Origin of the sequence: Enterobacter cloacae complex sp. FDA-CDC-AR_0132 (assembly GCF_003010695.1) — a bacterium.
Classification (GTDB): domain Bacteria; phylum Pseudomonadota; class Gammaproteobacteria; order Enterobacterales; family Enterobacteriaceae; genus Enterobacter; species Enterobacter ludwigii.
In genome coordinates, this window is sequence record NZ_CP027618.1 from 333,587 (window position 1) to 351,987 (window position 18,401).

15 protein-coding genes and 1 pseudogene are annotated in these 18,401 nt (G+C 55.9%); 7 read left to right on the plus strand and 9 right to left on the minus strand.

Going from position 1 to position 18,401, the window contains the following annotated elements:
- Positions 1–7: 7 nt before the first annotated feature.
- Positions 8–1,984: pseudogene (aegA, locus tag AM379_RS01590) on the minus strand (formate-dependent uric acid utilization protein AegA).
- Between the two features lie 152 nt (positions 1,985–2,136).
- Here aegA and narQ point away from each other — a divergent pair.
- Both narQ and acrD read left to right on the plus strand, forming a co-directional pair.
- A complete protein-coding gene (gene narQ / locus AM379_RS01600; protein WP_032678660.1) occupies positions 2,137–3,831 on the plus strand; it encodes a nitrate/nitrite two-component system sensor histidine kinase NarQ in 1,695 nt (564 codons plus the stop codon).
- Between the two features lie 142 nt (positions 3,832–3,973).
- Complete coding sequence (gene acrD, locus AM379_RS01605) at positions 3,974–7,087, plus strand: multidrug efflux RND transporter permease AcrD (protein ID WP_020883072.1); 3,114 nt, start codon at positions 3,974–3,976, stop codon at positions 7,085–7,087.
- Between the two features lie 109 nt (positions 7,088–7,196).
- Here the strand turns inward: acrD and ypfM are convergent, their stop codons facing one another.
- Complete coding sequence (gene ypfM / locus AM379_RS01610; RefSeq protein ID WP_015572204.1) at positions 7,197–7,256, minus strand: protein YpfM; 60 nt, start codon at positions 7,254–7,256, stop codon at positions 7,197–7,199.
- A gap of 387 nt (positions 7,257–7,643) precedes the next feature.
- Here ypfM and AM379_RS01615 point away from each other — a divergent pair, with 387 nt between their 5' ends.
- Genes AM379_RS01615 through AM379_RS01625 form a run of 3 tightly spaced genes read left to right on the plus strand, consistent with a single transcriptional unit; the run spans position 7,644 to position 9,354 of the window.
- A complete protein-coding gene (locus AM379_RS01615; protein ID WP_014171109.1) occupies positions 7,644–7,994 on the plus strand; it encodes an ArsC family reductase in 351 nt (116 codons plus the stop codon).
- A gap of 10 nt (positions 7,995–8,004) precedes the next feature.
- Positions 8,005–9,132: a succinyl-diaminopimelate desuccinylase gene (gene dapE, locus AM379_RS01620; RefSeq protein ID WP_014171110.1), complete on the plus strand. Its 1,128-nt coding sequence runs from the start codon at positions 8,005–8,007 to the stop codon at positions 9,130–9,132.
- 24 nt (positions 9,133–9,156) lie between these two features.
- The gene (locus AM379_RS01625) at positions 9,157–9,354 is read left to right on the plus strand and encodes a YpfN family protein (protein ID WP_014171111.1); all 198 of its coding nucleotides are present in this window, start codon (positions 9,157–9,159) and stop codon (positions 9,352–9,354) included.
- A 36-nt stretch (positions 9,355–9,390) separates the two neighbouring features.
- Here the strand turns inward: AM379_RS01625 and ypfH are convergent, their stop codons facing one another.
- From ypfH to dapA, 6 genes are all read right to left on the minus strand, one after another.
- A complete protein-coding gene (gene ypfH, locus AM379_RS01630) occupies positions 9,391–10,086 on the minus strand; it encodes an esterase (protein ID WP_032678661.1) in 696 nt (231 codons plus the stop codon).
- Positions 10,087–10,159: 73 nt separating this feature from the next.
- Positions 10,160–12,133 (minus strand): tRNA(Met) cytidine acetyltransferase TmcA, encoded by a 1,974-nt coding sequence (locus AM379_RS01635; RefSeq protein WP_106503389.1) that lies wholly within the window; start codon positions 12,131–12,133, stop codon positions 10,160–10,162.
- The gene (gene ypfJ / locus AM379_RS01640) at positions 12,133–13,002 is read right to left on the minus strand and encodes a KPN_02809 family neutral zinc metallopeptidase (protein ID WP_020883068.1); all 870 of its coding nucleotides are present in this window, start codon (positions 13,000–13,002) and stop codon (positions 12,133–12,135) included. The genes AM379_RS01635 and ypfJ overlap by 1 nt, the downstream gene beginning before the upstream one ends.
- A 119-nt stretch (positions 13,003–13,121) precedes the next feature.
- Positions 13,122–13,835 carry a phosphoribosylaminoimidazolesuccinocarboxamide synthase gene (gene purC, locus AM379_RS01645; RefSeq protein ID WP_008501631.1) on the minus strand — a complete coding sequence of 238 codons (714 nt, stop codon included), beginning with the start codon at positions 13,833–13,835 and terminating at the stop codon, positions 13,122–13,124.
- Between the two features lie 109 nt (positions 13,836–13,944).
- The gene (gene bamC / locus AM379_RS01650) at positions 13,945–14,979 is read right to left on the minus strand and encodes an outer membrane protein assembly factor BamC (RefSeq protein ID WP_106503390.1); all 1,035 of its coding nucleotides are present in this window, start codon (positions 14,977–14,979) and stop codon (positions 13,945–13,947) included.
- A 16-nt stretch (positions 14,980–14,995) separates the two neighbouring features.
- A complete protein-coding gene (gene dapA / locus AM379_RS01655) occupies positions 14,996–15,874 on the minus strand; it encodes a 4-hydroxy-tetrahydrodipicolinate synthase (RefSeq protein WP_032678663.1) in 879 nt (292 codons plus the stop codon).
- A 145-nt stretch (positions 15,875–16,019) separates the two neighbouring features.
- On the opposite strand from dapA, the gene AM379_RS01660 reads away from it, so the two are divergent.
- Positions 16,020–16,589: a glycine cleavage system transcriptional repressor gene (locus AM379_RS01660; protein WP_014171118.1), complete on the plus strand. Its 570-nt coding sequence runs from the start codon at positions 16,020–16,022 to the stop codon at positions 16,587–16,589.
- Positions 16,589–17,059, plus strand: a complete 471-nt coding sequence (bcp, locus tag AM379_RS01665) for a thioredoxin-dependent thiol peroxidase (protein WP_014171119.1) — start codon at positions 16,589–16,591, stop codon at positions 17,057–17,059. Before AM379_RS01660 ends, bcp begins: the two co-directional genes overlap by 1 nt.
- A gap of 121 nt (positions 17,060–17,180) precedes the next feature.
- Here bcp and AM379_RS01670 read toward each other — a convergent pair whose 3' ends face one another.
- Positions 17,181–18,245: an AI-2E family transporter gene (locus AM379_RS01670; protein ID WP_014171120.1), complete on the minus strand. Its 1,065-nt coding sequence runs from the start codon at positions 18,243–18,245 to the stop codon at positions 17,181–17,183.
- Positions 18,246–18,401: the final 156 nt, after the last annotated feature.

Consider the following 18,401-nt stretch of genomic DNA (forward strand, 5'->3'; position numbering starts at 1 on the left):
GCCTGGTTTAGTGCGTTTTCGGCACACTGACCTCAAGCCAGTCGAGGATCCCCCGCGCCGCATGACGCCCTTCCGCCATCGCCGTCACCACCAGATCAGCGCCGCGCACCGCATCACCGCCGGCGAAAATTTGCGGGTTAGACGTCTGGTAACGATAGCGGCTTTCCACCGAGGCAATGATTCGCCCCCAGTCATCGGTGTTGACGCCCTGACTCTCCAGCCAGGGCATGGCATGTGGGTTAAAACCAAAAGCCATAATCACCGCATCGGCTGGCATGACAAACTCGCTGCCCTCCACCGGGACGGGCCGACGACGCCCCTGCGCATCCGGCTCTCCCATCCGGGTGCGCAGCATCCGGATGCCGTTAACCTTGCCGTCAGCAGCAAGGGTCAATTCAACGGGCTGGACGTTAAATTCAAATGCGGCTCCCTCTTCTTTCGCATTCTTCACCTCTTTTTTCGAGCCCGGCATATTGGCTTCATCCCGGCGATAGGCGCAGGTGACTTTTGCCGCGCCGTGACGTAACGCGGTGCGCACGCAGTCCATTGCGGTATCGCCCCCGCCCAGCACCACCACGTTAAGCCCACGGGTGTCGATAAACGGTTCGTTGGCCGTCGCGTCCAGCCCCATGACGTGGCGCGTGTTCCCCACCAGGAACGGCAGCGCATCGTAGACGCCCGGCGCATCTTCATGGGGGATGCCTGCTTTCATCGAACGATAGGTTCCCACGCCAATGAACAGGGCGTCGTAATCTGTTTGCAACTGAGACAACGACACATCGCTGCCCACGTCGCAGTTCAGCTCGAAGTGAACCCCCATCGCAGTAAAAATCTCTCTGCGTCGTGCGAGCAGGGATTTATCCAGCTTAAAGGCCGGAATGCCGAAGGTCAGCAAGCCGCCGATTTCGGGATGCCTGTCATAGACCGTCACGCTCACTCCGCTGCGCACCAGCACATCCGCGCATGCCAGTCCGGCAGGCCCCGCGCCGATAATCGCGACGCGTTTTCCCACCGAAGAAACGCCAGACATATCCGGTCGCCAGCCCAACGCCAGCGCCTGGTCAGAGATGTAGCGCTCGAGGTTGCCAATGGTCACCGACCCTGACGCATCGCGCACGGTGCAGGCACCTTCACATAACCTGTCCTGCGGGCAGACCCGGCCGGTAATTTCAGGTAAACAGTTGGTCTGATGAGAAAGTTCGACCGCGCCGAGGATGTCACCGGCGTTAATCCGTTCAATCCACTGCGGAATGTGGTTGTGCAGCGGGCAGGTCTATTCACATATGCTGTGCTCTCCGCATTTCAGGCAGCGCGATGCCTCGCGTCTGGCCTGTTCGGTCCGAAACGGCAGGTATATTTCATTGAAATGGCCAACCCGCTCTTCGGCAGCCAGTTTGTCGGGCTCGCCGCGTGGCGGTGTGTTGTGCATCTGCTGCAGTTTGGTGGGTGCTGTCTCCTCGCTGACTGCCTCACTGTGCCAGGGCTGCGCCTTCAGCCTGGCGGTGCGCTGACGGCGCGATTTTGCCAGGTTATCCAGCACGTCAGGCGTCGCCAGCGTCAGCACATCTGCCGGGCAATTTTCGATACAGGCCGGGCCCTGCGGGCGGGTCAGGCAGAGATCGCATTTATACGCCGAGGCTTTTGCACTGCCGTTGTCGAGCGGCGTAATGATAATCTCCATTGTGCCGAAGGGACAGGCAACCACGCAGGCTTTACAACCGATGCATTTTTGTTGATTCACCTGTACGCTGTCATCGCGTTTGCTGATGGCGCCGTTCGGGCAACTGAGTGCACACGGGGCATTTTCACAGTGGTGACAGGTGACGGGGCTGTTCTGCGCGCCAGAGTTAAGGACCATAATACGGGGATGGAAATGGCGCTTGCTCAGGACATGTTGCTCATCATTATGCGCCATTACGCAGGCAACTTCGCAGGCGTGGCACCCAATACATTGCTGGCTGTTAGCCATAATAAAACGATTCATAACGACACCTGTTTTTGGTTCAATAACCTTATTCTTTGTATGAATATGGTATTTACTCATCACAGCGTCGTCAGGCAATGTTCAATTGCCCGGAATGCCAAACTATTTCCAGTGAACCTGTGGCAGATCAATTTTATTCAGGAAGCCGTTCTGTGACCGTTAAACGCCCTGTTTCCGCAAGCCTGGCCTGGGCTTTCTTTTCGATGATTGTGTTATCCGTTCTGACCAGCACCGTCGCGCTGCTCACGCTTGCCAGCAGCCAGCGTGACGCCGAAGCCATCAATATTGCGGGTTCACTGCGTATGCAGAGTTACCGGCTGGGCTATGAGATGCAGCGCAACAGCCCTTCCCTGACACAGCATCGCCAACACTGGCAACACACCCTGAGCGCACCTGCACTCCAAAAGCTGAACCGCTGGTACGTGCCGGACGATGTCAAACAGCGCTACCAGCAGCTGCATCTGGCCTGGCAGGAGATGGATACGCACATCGCCCACGGCGATCTCGTGTGGTATCAAACCCATATCGAAGATTTTGTTGGCCGCATTGATGCCTTTGTGCTCGCCCTTCAGCACTATACCGAACATAAAATTCAGACGGTGACCCTGCTCTCTCTGGCTGGCGCGCTGGGGATCCTGCTGCTGACGGTGTTTACCCTGCGAGGCATCCGTCGTCAGGTGGTCTTGCCGCTCAACAATCTGGTCGCCGCAAGCGAACGCGTTGAACGGGGACAATTTGATACCCCGGCACCGGATACCGCTTTGCCGAATGAACTCGGTCAGCTGTCCCGGGCCTTTAACCATATGTCGGCGGAGTTACATACCCTCTATCGCTCGCTTGAAGATTCAGTTGCGGAAAAGACCCGGCACCTGAACGAGGCGCACCAGCAGCTCGAAATGCTGTTCAAATGTTCGCAGGCGCTCAACACCGGACAGATAGACAGCCACTGTTTCCGGCATATATTGCAAATCGTCCATGAATACACCCGGATGAATTATCTGGAGTTACGGACCAGCGACGACTGGCGTCTGTGTGAAGGGAGTGAGGCAGTCGACATGCCGCTGCAAAACCTGCCGGTGCTGATGCAGGACACGCTCTACGGCGAGCTGCGCTGGCAGAGCGAGACGGACAGCGTCCCGCTTCCGCTGATGAGAAGCGTGGCGACAATGCTCGGGCGCGGGCTTTACTTCAACCAGGCACAAAAGCATTACCAGCAGTTGCTGCTGATGGAAGAGCGCGCGACGATTGCCCGCGAACTGCATGATTCCCTCGCGCAGGTGTTGTCGTATCTGCGGATCCAGCTTGCGCTGCTTAAGCGTGCCGTACCGCAAGAGAATGCCCCGGCGCAGACCATCATCACCGACTTCTCCCGCGAGCTTAACAATGCCTGGCATCAGCTTCGCGAGCTGCTCACCACCTTCCGCCTGACGCTCAACCACGCTAACCTGCCGGCAGCCCTTCAGGAGTCACTCGACGGCCTGCAGAGCCAGACGCAGGCAAAGCTGCATCTTGACTGTCGCCTCTCCTCGCTGGCCCTTGACGCACAAAAGCAGGTGCATCTGCTGCAGATCGTGCGTGAAGCGGTGTTGAACGCAATCAAGCACGCGCAGGCCAGCGAGATCACCGTAAGCTGTATCACCGCCGTGGACGGCACGCACAGCGTGAGCATTCGCGACAATGGCATCGGGATTGGCGAAGCCAGCGAGCCGCCGGGACATTACGGGCTGAATATTATGCGTGAACGCGCGGAACGGCTCGGCGGTACCCTGCACTTTTCGCAGCCACAAAATGGGGGAACGCAGGTGAGCGTGACATTCCCTTCGTCGCTGGCGTTAACAGGTAAATAACCGTAAAGGGGGCAGCGCAGAGAAACGCGCATGATAATTTACATTATCTCCTTTATTTCTCCACGTTTGGTCTTCGTCTTGCCGCTAAAGTGGTGCGGGCAATAAACAATAATGACGTGCAGCAAAACGAGGTCAATTTTTCATGGCGAATTTTTTCATCGATCGCCCCATTTTTGCCTGGGTACTTGCCATTCTGTTGTGTCTGACAGGTGTCCTGGCCATTACTTCACTTCCCGTTGAGCAATACCCCGATCTGGCACCTCCTAACGTGCGTGTCACAGCAAACTATCCCGGCGCCTCGGCACAGACGCTGGAAAATACCGTGACGCAGGTTATCGAGCAGAACATGACGGGTCTGGATAACCTGATGTACATGTCCTCACAAAGCAGCGCCACGGGCCAGGCGACGGTGACCCTGAGCTTTACGGCCGGGACTGACCCGGACGAAGCGGTGCAGCAGGTACAAAATCAGCTGCAGTCAGCCATGCGAAAACTGCCGCAGGCAGTGCAAAATCAGGGCGTTACCGTACGTAAAACGGGGGATACCAATATTTTGACCATCGCGTTTGTCTCCACCGATGGTTCCATGGATAAGCAGGATATTGCGGACTACGTTGCCAGTAACATTCAGGACCCGCTCAGCCGTATTAACGGCGTAGGGGATATCGACGCCTACGGGTCACAATATTCAATGCGCATCTGGCTCGATCCTGACAAGCTGAACAGCTTCCAGATGACGGCGACTGACGTGACGGACGCCATCAAGTCGCAGAACGCCCAGATTGCCGTAGGGCAGTTGGGAGGAACGCCTTCCGTCGAAAAACAAGCCCTGAATGCCACCATTAACTCGCAATCGCTGCTTCAGACTCCGGACCAGTTCCGCAACATCACCCTGCGCGTGAATCAGGACGGTTCAGAAGTGCGGCTGGGCGATGTCGCCACGGTGGAAATGGGCGCGGAAAAGTACGACTACCTGAGCCGCTTTAACGGTAATCCCGCCTCCGGCCTGGGGATTAAACTGGCCTCCGGCGCAAATGAAATGGCGACGGCGAAACTGGTGTTAGACCGCCTGGACGAGCTGTCGAACTATTTCCCTCACGGCCTTGAATACAAAGTCGCCTACGAAACCACCTCCTTCGTTAAAGCGTCGATTGAGGATGTGGTGAAGACCCTGCTGGAAGCCATCGCGCTGGTCTTCCTGGTCATGTACCTGTTCCTGCAAAACTTCCGGGCGACGCTGATCCCGACCATAGCCGTCCCCGTGGTCCTGCTGGGCACCTTCGCGGTGCTTTACGCGTTTGGCTACAGCATCAACACGCTGACGATGTTTGCAATGGTGCTGGCAATTGGCCTTCTGGTGGATGACGCCATCGTGGTGGTTGAAAACGTCGAGCGCATCATGAGCGAGGAAGGTCTTTCCCCGCGCCAGGCCACGCGTAAATCGATGGGGCAAATACAGGGCGCGTTAGTCGGCATCGCCATGGTGCTTTCGGCGGTCTTTATCCCGATGGCCTTCTTTGGTGGCACAACCGGTGCCATTTACCGCCAGTTCTCGATAACCATCGTCTCGGCAATGGTGCTTTCGGTACTGGTGGCGCTGATCCTGACCCCTGCGCTCTGCTCTACCCTTCTTAAGCCTTTGCACAAAGGCGAGCAGCATGGTCAGAAAGGGTTCTTCGGCTGGTTTAACCGCATGTTTAACCGCAATGCCGCACGTTATGAATCCGCCGTCGGTAAAGTGCTGCACCGCAGCCTGCGCTGGATGCTGATTTACGTAGTGCTGCTGGGTGGAATGGTCTGGCTGTTCCTGCATCTGCCTACCTCGTTCCTGCCAATGGAGGACCGGGGAATGTTCACCACCTCCGTGCAACTTCCGAGCGGCGCGACGCAGCAGCAGACGCTGAAAGTGGTCGAAAAAGTCGAACAGTACTTCTTTACCCAAGAGAAAGATAATGTGGTGTCGGTCTTCTCCACCGTGGGCTCTGGCCCGGGCGGTAACGGGCAGAACGTCGCCCGTATGTTTGTACGCCTGAAGGACTGGGACGAGCGCGACACAAAAACAGGGACCGCGTCGGCCATCATTGAACGCGCCACCCACGCGTTTACGAAGATCAACGAAGCGCGCGTCTTTGCCAGCAGCCCACCGGCCATTAGCGGGCTGGGCAGTTCTGCCGGGTTTGACATGGAGCTGCAGGATCACGCCGGTGCAGGCCACACGGCGCTGATGGCGGCGCGCGATAAGCTGTTAGCGCTGGCGGGCAAAGACGCTGACCTGACCCGCGTTCGTCATAACGGCCTGGATGACAGCCCGCAGCTGCAGGTGGATATTGATCAGCGTAAGGCGCAGGCTCTGGGTGTTTCCATCGACGACATTAACGACACCCTGCAGACGGCCTGGGGCTCAAGCTATGTGAATGACTTTATGGATCGTGGGCGTGTGAAAAAAGTGTATGTCCAGTCCGCCGCGCCGTTCCGTATGTTGCCGAATGATATTAACCGCTGGTTTGTTCGTAATAACGCAGGCGGGATGGTGCCGTTCTCGGCGTTCGCCTCGTCGCACTGGGAGAGTGGTTCGCCGCGTCTGGAACGCTATAACGGCTATTCGGCGGTAGAAATCGTCGGTGAAGCTGCGCCGGGCGTCAGTACCGGTACCGCCATGGACACCATGGAGAAACTGGTGCAACAGCTGCCTGCCGGGTTTGGGCTGGAGTGGACGGCGATGTCTTATCAGGAGCGGCTCTCCGGGGCACAGGCGCCTGCGCTTTACGCGCTTTCCCTGCTGGTGGTCTTCCTCTGTCTTGCCGCGCTGTATGAAAGCTGGTCCGTTCCATTCTCGGTCATGCTGGTGGTGCCGCTTGGCGTCATCGGTGCGCTGCTGGCGACCTGGATGCGCGGTCTGGAGAATGATGTGTACTTCCAGGTTGGGCTGCTCACCGTGATCGGCCTGTCGGCGAAAAACGCGATCCTGATTGTTGAGTTTGCCAACGAGATGAATGCCAAAGGCCACGAGCTGATGGCGGCCACACTGCACGCCTGCCGTCAGCGCTTGCGTCCGATCCTGATGACGTCGCTGGCATTTGTCTTTGGGGTATTACCGATGGCAACCAGCACCGGTGCGGGCTCCAGCAGCCAGCATGCGGTAGGTACAGGGGTGATGGGAGGAATGATTTCGGCAACCGTCCTGGCCATTTATTTTGTACCGCTGTTCTTTGTGCTGGTGCGTCGCCGCTTCCCGCTGAAGGAACGTCCTGAATAACAGTACGTAATAAAAAAGGCGGCTCTCAGGGCCGCCTTTTAGGGTGTGTGATTAATTCACACTATGGTTATTTTACTTATTTAAGTGCTCTTGCAATTCTTACTGAATGTCATTTACGAAGCATGCCTTCGATAAAATCTTTCCAGTTCCCCAGTTCACGTTCAATCATAACTACCTCTCTTATTATTATGCGCATTCTACGAAAACGTATCATCATTGTGAAGACCGTCTAACCTATCGCTGTGATTGTACCCCGCTACTGTCAGGGATTTATGATAAATATGAACGCAGGGCCTTAAATTTTGTGTGACGCTCAGCAATATTTTGAAATAACCATACAGGCAGGTGAGATTTAAATTACCGCCTGAGTTCATTAGCATTTTCGGTCTTATGGACATCTATGCTTAAATGATGAAAGAATATTCAGCGTACAGTTGTGAGTTGAATTAAGAAGAAGTGTAAATCAAGACAATTCCTGAATGTGTTATATTCCACTTAAGGATATATCTTCGAAATTACTGAACATTTAATCATCATAAGAACAAAAGGATTCACCATGGTTGTGATGTACGGCATTAAAAATTGCGACACCATCAAAAAAGCACGCCGCTGGCTGGAAGCGAACAACGTGGAGTACCGTTTCCATGACTATCGCGTTGACGGGCTTGATGCAGAATTTCTGCATACCGCTATCAAGGAACTGGGTTGGGAGGCGCTGCTGAATACCCGTGGTACCACCTGGCGTAAACTGGATGAAGCCGTCCGGGCTGGCATCAACGACGCCGACAGTGCCGCCAAACTGATGCTCGAAATGCCGGCAATCATCAAACGCCCATTGCTCTGCGCGCCCGGGCAGCCTATGCTGCTGGGTTTCAGTGAAACCCTTTATTCCGACTTTTTTCGTTGAGGTGTAGTTTATGTCATGCCCGGTCATTGAGCTGACTCAGCAGCTTATTCGCCGTCCCTCCCTTAGCCCGGACGACGCAGGTTGTCAGGCATTAATGATTGAGCGCCTGCGTGCCATCGGTTTCACCGTTGAACGCATGGACGTTGGCGACACCCAGAACTTCTGGGCGTGGCGCGGTCAGGGCGAAACGCTGGCCTTTGCCGGACATACCGACGTCGTTCCCGCAGGTGATGCGGATCGCTGGATCAACCCGCCGTTTGAACCGACCATCCGCGATGGCATGTTGTTCGGGCGCGGTGCGGCAGACATGAAAGGCTCGCTGGCGGCGATGGTCGTGGCGGCAGAGCGCTTCGTTGCCCAACATCCGAACCACAGAAACCGCCTCGCGTTTCTGATCACCTCTGACGAAGAAGCCAGCGCCCACAACGGCACCGTGAAGGTCGTTGAGGCGCTGATGGCCCGCAATGAGCGTCTCGACTACTGCCTGGTTGGTGAGCCGTCCAGTACGGAAGTGGTGGGAGACGTCGTCAAAAATGGTCGCCGTGGTTCGCTGACCTGCAATTTGACCCTTCATGGCGTTCAGGGGCACGTTGCCTATCCACACCTGGCCGATAACCCGGTCCATCGCGCGGCACCGATGCTGAACGAACTGGTGACCATTGAGTGGGACAAAGGCAATGAGTTCTTCCCGCCGACCAGCATGCAGATTGCAAACCTGAAGGCCGGTACCGGCAGCAACAACGTGATCCCGGGTGATTTCTTTGTCCAGTTTAACTTCCGCTTCAGCACTGAACTGACCGATGAGATGATCAAAGCGCGCGTTATCGCGCTGCTGGAAAAATATAATCTGCGTTACACCGTGGACTGGTGGCTTTCCGGCCAGCCGTTCCTGACCCAGCGCGGCAAACTGGTGGATGCGGTAGTGAACGCCATCGAGCACTATAATGAAATTAAGCCACAACTGCTGACGACAGGTGGCACCTCAGACGGACGCTTTATTGCCCGGATGGGGGCCCAGGTTGTCGAACTGGGGCCGGTGAACGCAACCATTCATAAAATAAATGAATGTGTGAATGCTGCTGATTTGCAGCTGCTGGCCCGTATGTATCAACGAATTATGGAGCAACTCGTCGCCTGACGAACGCTCTGAGAGGAATAGCGAATGGACTGGCTTTCAAAGTACTGGTGGATTCTGGTGTTAGTGTTTCTGGTCGGCGTGTTACTTAACGTCATTAAAGATCTTAAGCGCGTTGATCACAAAAAGTTTCTCGCCAACAAACCGGATCTTCCACCGCATCGTGATTTTAACGATAAGTGGGACGATGATGACGACTGGCCGAAGAAAGACCAGAAGAAGTGATTCTCTGTCCCCTCTCCTGTGGGAGAGGGGGCTACATCACATAAACTCGACGATATCATCGTCATTTGGCTTGCCGCCGCTGAGCGCTTCATCAAAGTAGTGCTTCGGTACGGTATAACGCAGATGATCGAGCGCAAACTGCATGCTGCGGTCATCAATCGCGTGCCCCAGATCGTCTACAATATCCAGCGTCACATCCCCGCCTTCGCGGATCAGTGCTTCCTGCGCGGCAACCGCATGCGAAAGTTCAATCACACGGTCTTCACCACCGTGGATCAGATGGATCGTGGTCTGCGTCGTCGCACGTTGCGGTAACGTCGCAAAGCGACCGTTAAAAGCAATCACACGCGACACCAGACCTGGCTGCGCTTTTACGCTCTCCAGGGACATGATAGACCCCTGCGAAAAGCCAATCAGCGCGGTCGCATCGGCACCAACGCCGCTCTGCTGCTGCCAGTAACGCACGGTGTCGATAAAGACAGGCATGACGGCGTCAATACGTGCCTGACGGTTCTCTTCCGTTACGCCCTGAACGGAGAACCACTGCCGTCCGTTCGGACCACACGGCTCCAGTCCGCCAATACTGACAATCAGCGCCTGCGGAAATATCGGGGCAAACCAGCTGCCAATCTGGCCCATATTGACGGCGTTATCGCCAACACCATGAAACAGAAGCAGTAACTGTTTAGCCGGTTTATCAGGGCTTTGAACAACAAAATGATCGTGTTTCATGACGGTCTCCTTATTTGATGGCCTGGATTCTACGCCTCTCAGGAGGAATAACCATGCCACTTTACTGAAGAAGTCATTGAAAAAATTGCCATTGCAAAATGTCGTCTTTCAGCTGCTGACAGCGTGCAGGTTCAAGGCTTTCAAGCGCTTGCGCCGTTTCACTGCGAAGCCTGGCCAGTAACGCTTTTCGCCCCGAAAGAAGCAGTTCAGCGCTGAGCCGGGCGTCATCACTTCTCGCCTCCACTTTCCCGCGCAGGGCGGGCAGCGGCATGTCCACGCTTAGCAGCAACCGTGTTAACGCCGCGACGGAGGTAGAAAACGCGCGGTGGGCAAAGGCAAAGCCCGCCAGCTCCAGCCAGTCGTCACTATTAAGGGTAGCCTCCCAGCCATCGTCCACCGGGATCTTTTCACCGTTCAGGGCCGATAACACGCGCGCATCGCGGCGCAGTCGCTGATGCGCCTGCTCACACAGCTGTCGCCCCGCGTCGCTGAGGGGCAGCAAGGCCATTGCGGTATAACAGCCGCTGCTGGCTTCGCGATGGCTGCCCATGCGCACCAGCACAAAGCCGCATCGCTGCCAGAAACGCCACAGTTCATCGGTATAGCCAAAGCTCACCGACAGGTAATCCTCGCCGCTTGCGTTGCGGATCAGTGCCTGTCCGATGCCTTCCCGTTGACGACGAGGATGTACCGCTATTCGGGTCACCCGTCGGCCTTTGAGCGTCGCCGCCAGCGGGGAGCCGCCATGCGCGGCAAGGGACTGCGCCACCAGGTTCCCGCGAGGACGGCGGAACCCCGCCCAGACGGCACGGCTGAGCTGTGCCGTTAATCCCCCCTCTTCCACCAGCCAGAGCGCCCCGGCAATGACAGAGTCCGTTTGGGCGACGGCGAAGTGCTGGCCGGGCGCGTCCATCATGCGGCGTAAATCAAGCGGTGAGGTGCGGTAATGTGCCGCACAAAGCAGCTCATACACACTCGCCGCCAGCGCCGGGTTGCTCGCCCAGGCTTCCGGAGCCAGAGAGATCAACTGTATGGCGCCTGTTGGGCTGCGATCGATAAGCGTATCGTCAAACAGCAGTGCGCTGGCGACGACCCGCTCAAGAGGACATCCTGCAGCCCAGCGTACCGGGGTTGATAAGGTATACCGCTGCAACCCGCTGAACCGGCTACAGAACTTAAGCAGAAAGCCTCTTCCTGTTCCTTCGTAACCCTGCACCGTTGTGGTCAGCAGGACGCACGGGAAACGGTCGACCAGCTTTTCAAGCAGCGGTCCGGGGATAGCGGCGGCTTCGTCGACAATCAGCCAGTCGGCCTGCTCTTCAGAGGCCAGCAGCGCGTCCGGGGCCATAAAGTGAAAACGTTCGCCGGCAAAACGGGCGATAACCTCCGTCGCCCCTTTTGATGGCGCGGTGACAATGGCACTGCCCTGCGTGCGGCTCAGCAGCATTCCCGCCAGCGCAGACTTCCCGCGTCCGCGCGGGGCCGTAACGGCCACAACGCCGCGTTTCATGGCCAGGAGTGCTGCCAGGATCTCAGCCTGCTCGCGCTGCGGCGCACCGCTGGCGGGCTGCCAGTCAGGGGCGTCGGATCGTGCGGGAAGCGATAAAGGCTGGTGCTGAAGCCAGACTATCGCCTCAGGATCCTCGGCAATCGTCCGGCAAAAGTGGTGAATAAAATTTGGCGTGGCGATGGGTTCGGCGCTGTCACTCCAGCGCAGGGAATCGCTGTCAGGTTGTTCCGCCCACACGTCAGGGGGCGGTACCAGCAGCACCAGAAGGCTACCGGCACGCAGCGTCCCGCTCAGGGCCGCAAAGGCTGAGACGTCAAACCCGGCGCGGGCATCAAAAATTGCGTGCCGGAACTCGCGTCCCAGCAGCCCGCTGATGGCTCTGGACGCGTTATCCGCCAGCCACAGCCAGTCTCCGGGCAAGGCATCACGCAGGGCTGATGCCTGCGTGAATGTCCACTGCTCATCGCCGCTGAGCACCACCAGCTGACGATGACCTTTGTGCTCAAGCTCGCGAATCAGATGTTCAAACGCCACCATTACATGGCTTTGCCGAAGGTATTACACTGCGCCGGGTCACCGCTGTCGAAACCGCGTTTGAACCAGCTGTATCGTTGTTGTGACGTGCCGTGAGTAAAGCTGTCCGGCACGACGCGGCCCTGGCTCTGCTGCTGAAGACGATCGTCACCGATAGCCTGCGCGGCATTGAGCGCCTCTTCCAGGTCACCGGATTCCAGTACGCCCTGCTGCTGCATATTGTGCCCCCAGACGCCCGCGAAGCAGTCCGCCTGCAGTTCCATGCGTACGGAAAGACGGTTTACCTCAGCCTGAGAGGCGTTTTGCTGAAGCTGGCGTACTTTGGGTTCTATCCCCAGCAGTTTTTGCACATGGTGCCCGACTTCATGCGCAATGACGTAGCCCTGGGCAAAATCGCCGTCAGCGCCAAGCTTGCGTTTCATGTCATCATAGAAAGAGAGATCGATATAGACGGTGCTGTCTGCCGGACAGTAGAACGGCCCCATCACCGACTGTCCGGTGCCGCATCCGGTACGGGTGGCGCCACGGTACATCACCAGCTTGGGTTGCTGATAGGTACGCCCCATTTTCTCGAACAGCTGACCCCAGGTTTCTTCTGTGGTGGCGAGAATAACGGAGGTAAATTTGGCCGCTTCATCCTCGTTCGGGCTGATTGAGCGCTCAGAATGCTGCTGTTGCTGCAGAGGCTGGCCGGTCATTAAACCGGTCAGATCGACACCGTAGTACCCCGCGACCAGTACCACAATCAGCAGAATAATCCCGCCCTTTCCGCTGGGTAACCGGAAGCCAGGCCCACCCATTGAAGGACCGCCGCCGCTATCGCTGCGCCTGTCTTCTACATTGTCACTTTCACGACGCCCTTGCCAGCGCATAACCACCTCGAACTATTCCATTAATAATAGCTATGATCGTAGGCGGTTAACGGCAAGATTACCATAGGAAACAAGGGTAAGACGCCAAAGGATATACATATCCTTTGGCGATGAGGGAGTTAGTCGAGCTTAACGCCTAAACGGTGAGCAACCGCTTCGTACGCTTCAATCAGGCCACCCAGGCTCTGACGGAAACGGTCTTTGTCCATTTTATCCAGCGTTTCTTTATCCCACAGACGGCTGCCGTCCGGAGAGAACTCATCACCCAGAACCACTTCGCCTTTGAACAGGCCGAACTCCAGCTTGAAGTCGACGAGGATCAGACCCGCGTCATCAAACAGTTTTTTCAGCACGTCGTTGGCTTTGTAGGTCAGTTCTTTCATGCGCGCCAGGTTCTCTTTATTCACCCAGCCGAAGGTTTCGCAGTAAGAGTCATTGACCATCGGATCGTGCATGGCATCGTTTTTCAGGAACAGGTCAAAAAGCGGTGGATTCAGCTCAATACCTTCTTCAATACCAAGACGCTTCACCAGGGAGCCTGCTGCGCGGTTACGAATGACGCACTCAACCGGAACCATATCCAGTTTTTTCACCAGACATTCCGTATCGGACAACAGCGCTTCCATTTGGGTCGGGATACCCGCTTCGGCCAGTTTGGTCATAATGAAGTGGTTGAACTTGTTGTTCACCATGCCTTTACGATCGAACTGCTCAATGCGTGCGCCATCCCCTGCTGACGTATCATTGCGGAACTCGAGCACCAACAGATCCGGGTTTTCCGTGCTGTATACGGTCTTCGCTTTGCCACGATACAACTCAGCTTGCTTCTGCATCTTCATTACTCCTGGTGTGATGATTGGTGTTCAAAACTGGGGATATTATGCCACGCACACGTTTGCGTAGCACGAAAATAAAAAGGGCTGGATTAACCAGCCCTCGTATTTATTTGCTGAATGCAGCCTGGAAGACGGCCACCAGCGCATCGTTCTGCAACTGGGTCAGCGTGTGGCCTTTCGGATCGATAAACTGCAGACTGCTGCGGTTATCGAGGTCACCTACTTGAATCTTGTAGTCGCCGGAAGCCAGCTGTGGATCGGTGGCGCCCAGTTCCTGCCATGCACTGTCAGACAGCGGCTTATAGGTTGCCGTCATGCTACCGGTTGAACGGGTGCTGTCGGTCACTTTCATGCCCACTTTTTCCAGCGTCGCTGGCAGGCGCTGCCAGGTCTGGTTAAACGGTGCACGCACAACCAGCATTGGCAGACCGGTGTCATCCGCACCGCTCTGAACGTCAAACGTCGCGCCGTTGCGGCTCTGCGCTGCGTTAGCGGCGTCGCTGGCGTTCTTATCCAGACCCGCGGCAATCACGTTCAGCATTTCAGTGCTATAACGCTGCATTGATGCGGCATCCGCAACCGGTTTACCCGCCTGCTCCAGGTTCAACAGCTTAACGGTAACCGCCTGCTGATAACCCTGAGGTTTAACGGAGACTTGATAACGCCCACGGTACTGCTGATCTTCGTCCAGACGGTTCCACTCGATCCAGTCGGTGGTTAAGGTCTGGCTGGCATCATCGCGTTTATCGATGGTGTAGTTCTTCGCCTGAATGACGCTCACAACCTGCGGCCACAGGGTGGTACCGCGGGCGCTTTCAACCAGCAGCGACGCCGTATCACCGGTGAACTGGGTACGCGCCCCGCTCACCAGCGCCAGAGGCTGTGCTGGCGGACGAATATCGAGCGCTTTACCGACCAGGCCGCTGCCGTTGGTCACGGGAATATTGTAATCGCCGTTCTGAATCGGCAGGATCATACCAGCCGGTGCGTGAAGTTCAGCAAGCGGGGTCGCATCCAGATAGGATTCATCACCGCTCACCTGGCGCTTGTAGCGCGAGTCTGAACTACAGGCAGCGAGCAGCATAACAAGCGAAACACTCGCAACCTTCGCCAGGCGCGACTTCTGTACTGAATAAGCCATCAAATCTCCCTAAACTCTACAGCAAACCGGCATGCTTCAGCGCTGCTGTGACAATTTCACGACCGTGGTCGGTAATCGGTGTCATTGGCAGACGCAGCGTATCGGTTGCTACAAGTCCCAACTCCTTACACGCCCATTTCACGGGGATCGGATTGGGTTCGACAAATAATTTATTATGCAACGGCAGCAGACGCTGATTAATCACGCGAGCTTCATCAAAGTGACCGGCAGCCGCCAGTTTGCACATTTCAGCCATATCGCGGGCCGCAACGTTCGCCGTTACGGAGATCACGCCATGGCCACCGAGCTGCATAAAGTCCAGTGCGGTCGCATCATCGCCGCTCAACAGGATAAAGTCGTCTGAAACCAGCTCTTTGATCTGATGAACGCGGCTTAAGTTCCCTGTCGCCTCTTTAATCCCGATAATATTTTTTACTTTCGAGAGACGACCAACGGTTTCCGGCAGCATATCGCAGCCAGTACGGGACGGCACATTATACAGAATTTGTGGCAAGTCAGTATGTTCTGCGATGGCTTTGAAATGCTGGAACAGACCTTCCTGAGTAGGACGGTTGTAATAAGGGGTCACCGTCAGACAGCCCACGATGCCGCTGTCGTTAAAACGTTTGGTCAAACTGATAGCTTCTGCCGTGGCGTTAGCGCCTGTCCCTGCGATGACCGGGATACGCCCGTCAGCCAGTTCCAGGGTCAGCATCACCACATCGCCGTGCTCTTCGTGGCTTAGCGTTGCAGATTCACCGGTAGTCCCTACCGAAACGATCGCCGAGGTTCCATTGGCGACATGGTAATCAATCAGCTTCTTCATGCTTGACCGGCAGACATTACCTTTTTCATCCATCGGTGTAACAAGCGCGACAATACTTCCCGTGAACATGAGCCATCCTCTGTGCGAACAAGAGCCTCAATGGTACGTTTGGAACTGTAATAAAAGCAAGCGACCTGAGGCCCTCAGGCGGTTGTATGCATGTTTTTTTTATGCTTTCCTTAGGAAGACTTAACCATGCAAAGGAAGAACAGGTTTGACAACCTCATCACAACATTACCTGGTTATCACTGCGCTGGGTGCTGACAGGCCGGGTATCGTGAACACCATCACCCGCCATGTGAGCAGCTGCGGCTGTAATATCGAGGACAGCCGTCTGGCTATGCTGGGCGAAGAGTTCACGTTTATTATGCTGCTGTCCGGGACATGGAATGCCATTACCCTTATCGAATCGACCCTGCCGCTCAAAGGTGCGGAGCTGGATTTGCTGATCGTGATGAAACGCACTACTGCTCGCCCACGTCCGGCCCTGCCCGCGACCGTCTGGGTGCAGGTTGAAGTCCCCGATTCCCCCCATCTGATTGAGCGCTTCACCGCGTTATTTGACAGCCATCAGATGAATATTGCCGAACTCGTTTCCCGAACGCAGCCGGGTGACGGCAGCGCCATTCCCACCCTTTTTATTCAGATTACCGCGCACAGCCCTGCCTCGCAGGATGCGTCAAATATCGAGCAAGCGTTCAAAGCCCTCTGTACAGAATTAAACGCGCAAGGCAGTATAAGCGTCGTCAATTATTCGCAGCATGAACAGGATGGAGTTGAGTAATGAACCCACTGAAAGCCGGTGACATCGCACCGAAATTTAGCTTACCTGACCAGGATGGTGAGCAAGTAAATTTGACCGACTTCCAGGGACAGCGTGTTCTGGTCTATTTTTACCCGAAAGCCATGACCCCGGGCTGCACCGTACAGGCCTGCGGCTTACGCGACAACATGGACGAGTTGAAAAAAGTCGGCGTGGAAGTGCTGGGTATCAGCACCGATAAGCCAGAAAAGCTGTCACGATTTGCTGAAAAGGAGCTGCTTAACTTTACGCTGCTTTCTGACGAAGACCACCAGGTATGCGAGCAGTTTGGCGTCTGGGGCGAGAAGACCTTTATGGGCAAAACCTACGACGGCATTCACCGTATCAGCTTCCTGATTGACGCTGACGGTAAAGTTGAACATGTGTTTGATGACTTCAAAACCAGCAACCACCACGACGTGGTGCTGAACTGGCTCAAACAAAGCGCCTGATCGTTGGGCCGCGGCTTCGCCTGACCCGACCTACGCGGTAAATGCAATACGGTAACGCAGGTTACCGTTTTTGATATTTGCCCCTCTCCCCACGGGAGAGGGTATCAGGCCGCACAACTATCTACTTATCCTCAACCGCAGGCACATCCGGCCACGCGTGAACCACTGCTTTGATCAGCGTTGCCAGCGGAATGGCAAAGAACACGCCCCAAAATCCCCACAGCCCGCCGAAAATCACCACGGATAAGATAATCACCAACGGATGCAGGTTCACCGCTTCGGAGAACAGCACCGGCACCAGCAGGTTGCCATCCAGTCCCTGAATGATCAGGTACACCGCGAAGCAGCTCCAGAACTCGGTCCCCAGACCAAACTGGAACAGCGCAACGCCGACAACCGGAATGGTCACCACAAAGGCACCGATGTAGGGAATGAGCACCGACAGCCCCACCAGCACCGCCAGCAGCAGCGAGTAGTTAAGCCCGAAAATTAAAAAACCAATCCAGGTAGCCACACCCACCACAATCATCTCCAGCACTTTGCCGCGAATGTAGTTGGTGATCTGCTGGTTCATCTCTTCCCACACCTGCCCGGCCAGCCCGCGATTACGCGGCAGAATGCGCCGCACCGCGTTCAGCATCTGCTCTTTATCTTTGACGAGGAAGAAAACCATTAACGGAACGAGGACAAGGTAGACGGCCAGCGTGAGCAACCCTACCAGCGACGCCAGGGAATATTTCACCACGGAATCGCCCATTGTCATGATGCGGGCGCGCATGTTTTCGGCCATCGCATCAATGATCCCGGCATCCATCAGGGCGGGATATCGGCGCGGCAACGTGGCGGCAAAATCAGAAAGCTTATTCAGCATGCCGGGCATATCGCGGATAAGGTAAATCCCCTGTTGCCAGGCCACAGGCATAACAACAAACGACATTAACAGCAGAATGCCGACAAACAGCACCAGGACGATACTGGTCGCCCAGCGACGGGAACAGCCTATATTTTCCAGACGCGCCGTTGGCCACTCCAGCAGGTACGCCAGCACAATCGCGACCAGCAGGGGGGCGAGAAGACCGCTGAAGAAGAACAGAATGCCGAACCCGGCGACGAGAATAACCAACAAAGCAATGGCTTCCGGGTCGCTAAACCGACGGCGGTACCACTGCATTAACATTTCGAGCATACAACCCTTCCCTGAATCGGATGGCGGGAGTGAGAACGTGAATTGTATCTAACTGTCACAAAAAAGACTTTCGCTTTTTGTCTCCCTGCCACGATCCGCAAAACCCTGATGAATGGGATTTTCTTCATGCCTCAACACGGCTACACTCGCAGGGCA

Coding starts and splice junctions, on each gene's coding strand:
- acrD (WP_020883072.1), top strand. CDS start 3,974: ATGGCGAATTTTTTCATCGATCGCCCCATTTTTGCCTGGGTACTTGCC.
- AM379_RS01615 (WP_014171109.1), top strand. CDS start 7,644: ATGGTTGTGATGTACGGCATTAAAAATTGCGACACCATCAAAAAAGCA.
- dapE (WP_014171110.1), top strand. CDS start 8,005: ATGTCATGCCCGGTCATTGAGCTGACTCAGCAGCTTATTCGCCGTCCC.
- AM379_RS01625 (WP_014171111.1), top strand. CDS start 9,157: ATGGACTGGCTTTCAAAGTACTGGTGGATTCTGGTGTTAGTGTTTCTG.
- ypfH (WP_032678661.1), bottom strand. CDS start 10,086: ATGAAACACGATCATTTTGTTGTTCAAAGCCCTGATAAACCGGCTAAA.
- AM379_RS01635 (WP_106503389.1), bottom strand. CDS start 12,133: ATGGTGGCGTTTGAACATCTGATTCGCGAGCTTGAGCACAAAGGTCAT.
- ypfJ (WP_020883068.1), bottom strand. CDS start 13,002: ATGCGCTGGCAAGGGCGTCGTGAAAGTGACAATGTAGAAGACAGGCGC.
- purC (WP_008501631.1), bottom strand. CDS start 13,835: ATGCAGAAGCAAGCTGAGTTGTATCGTGGCAAAGCGAAGACCGTATAC.
- bamC (WP_106503390.1), bottom strand. CDS start 14,979: ATGGCTTATTCAGTACAGAAGTCGCGCCTGGCGAAGGTTGCGAGTGTT.
- dapA (WP_032678663.1), bottom strand. CDS start 15,874: ATGTTCACGGGAAGTATTGTCGCGCTTGTTACACCGATGGATGAAAAA.
- bcp (WP_014171119.1), top strand. CDS start 16,589: ATGAACCCACTGAAAGCCGGTGACATCGCACCGAAATTTAGCTTACCT.
- AM379_RS01670 (WP_014171120.1), bottom strand. CDS start 18,245: ATGCTCGAAATGTTAATGCAGTGGTACCGCCGTCGGTTTAGCGACCCG.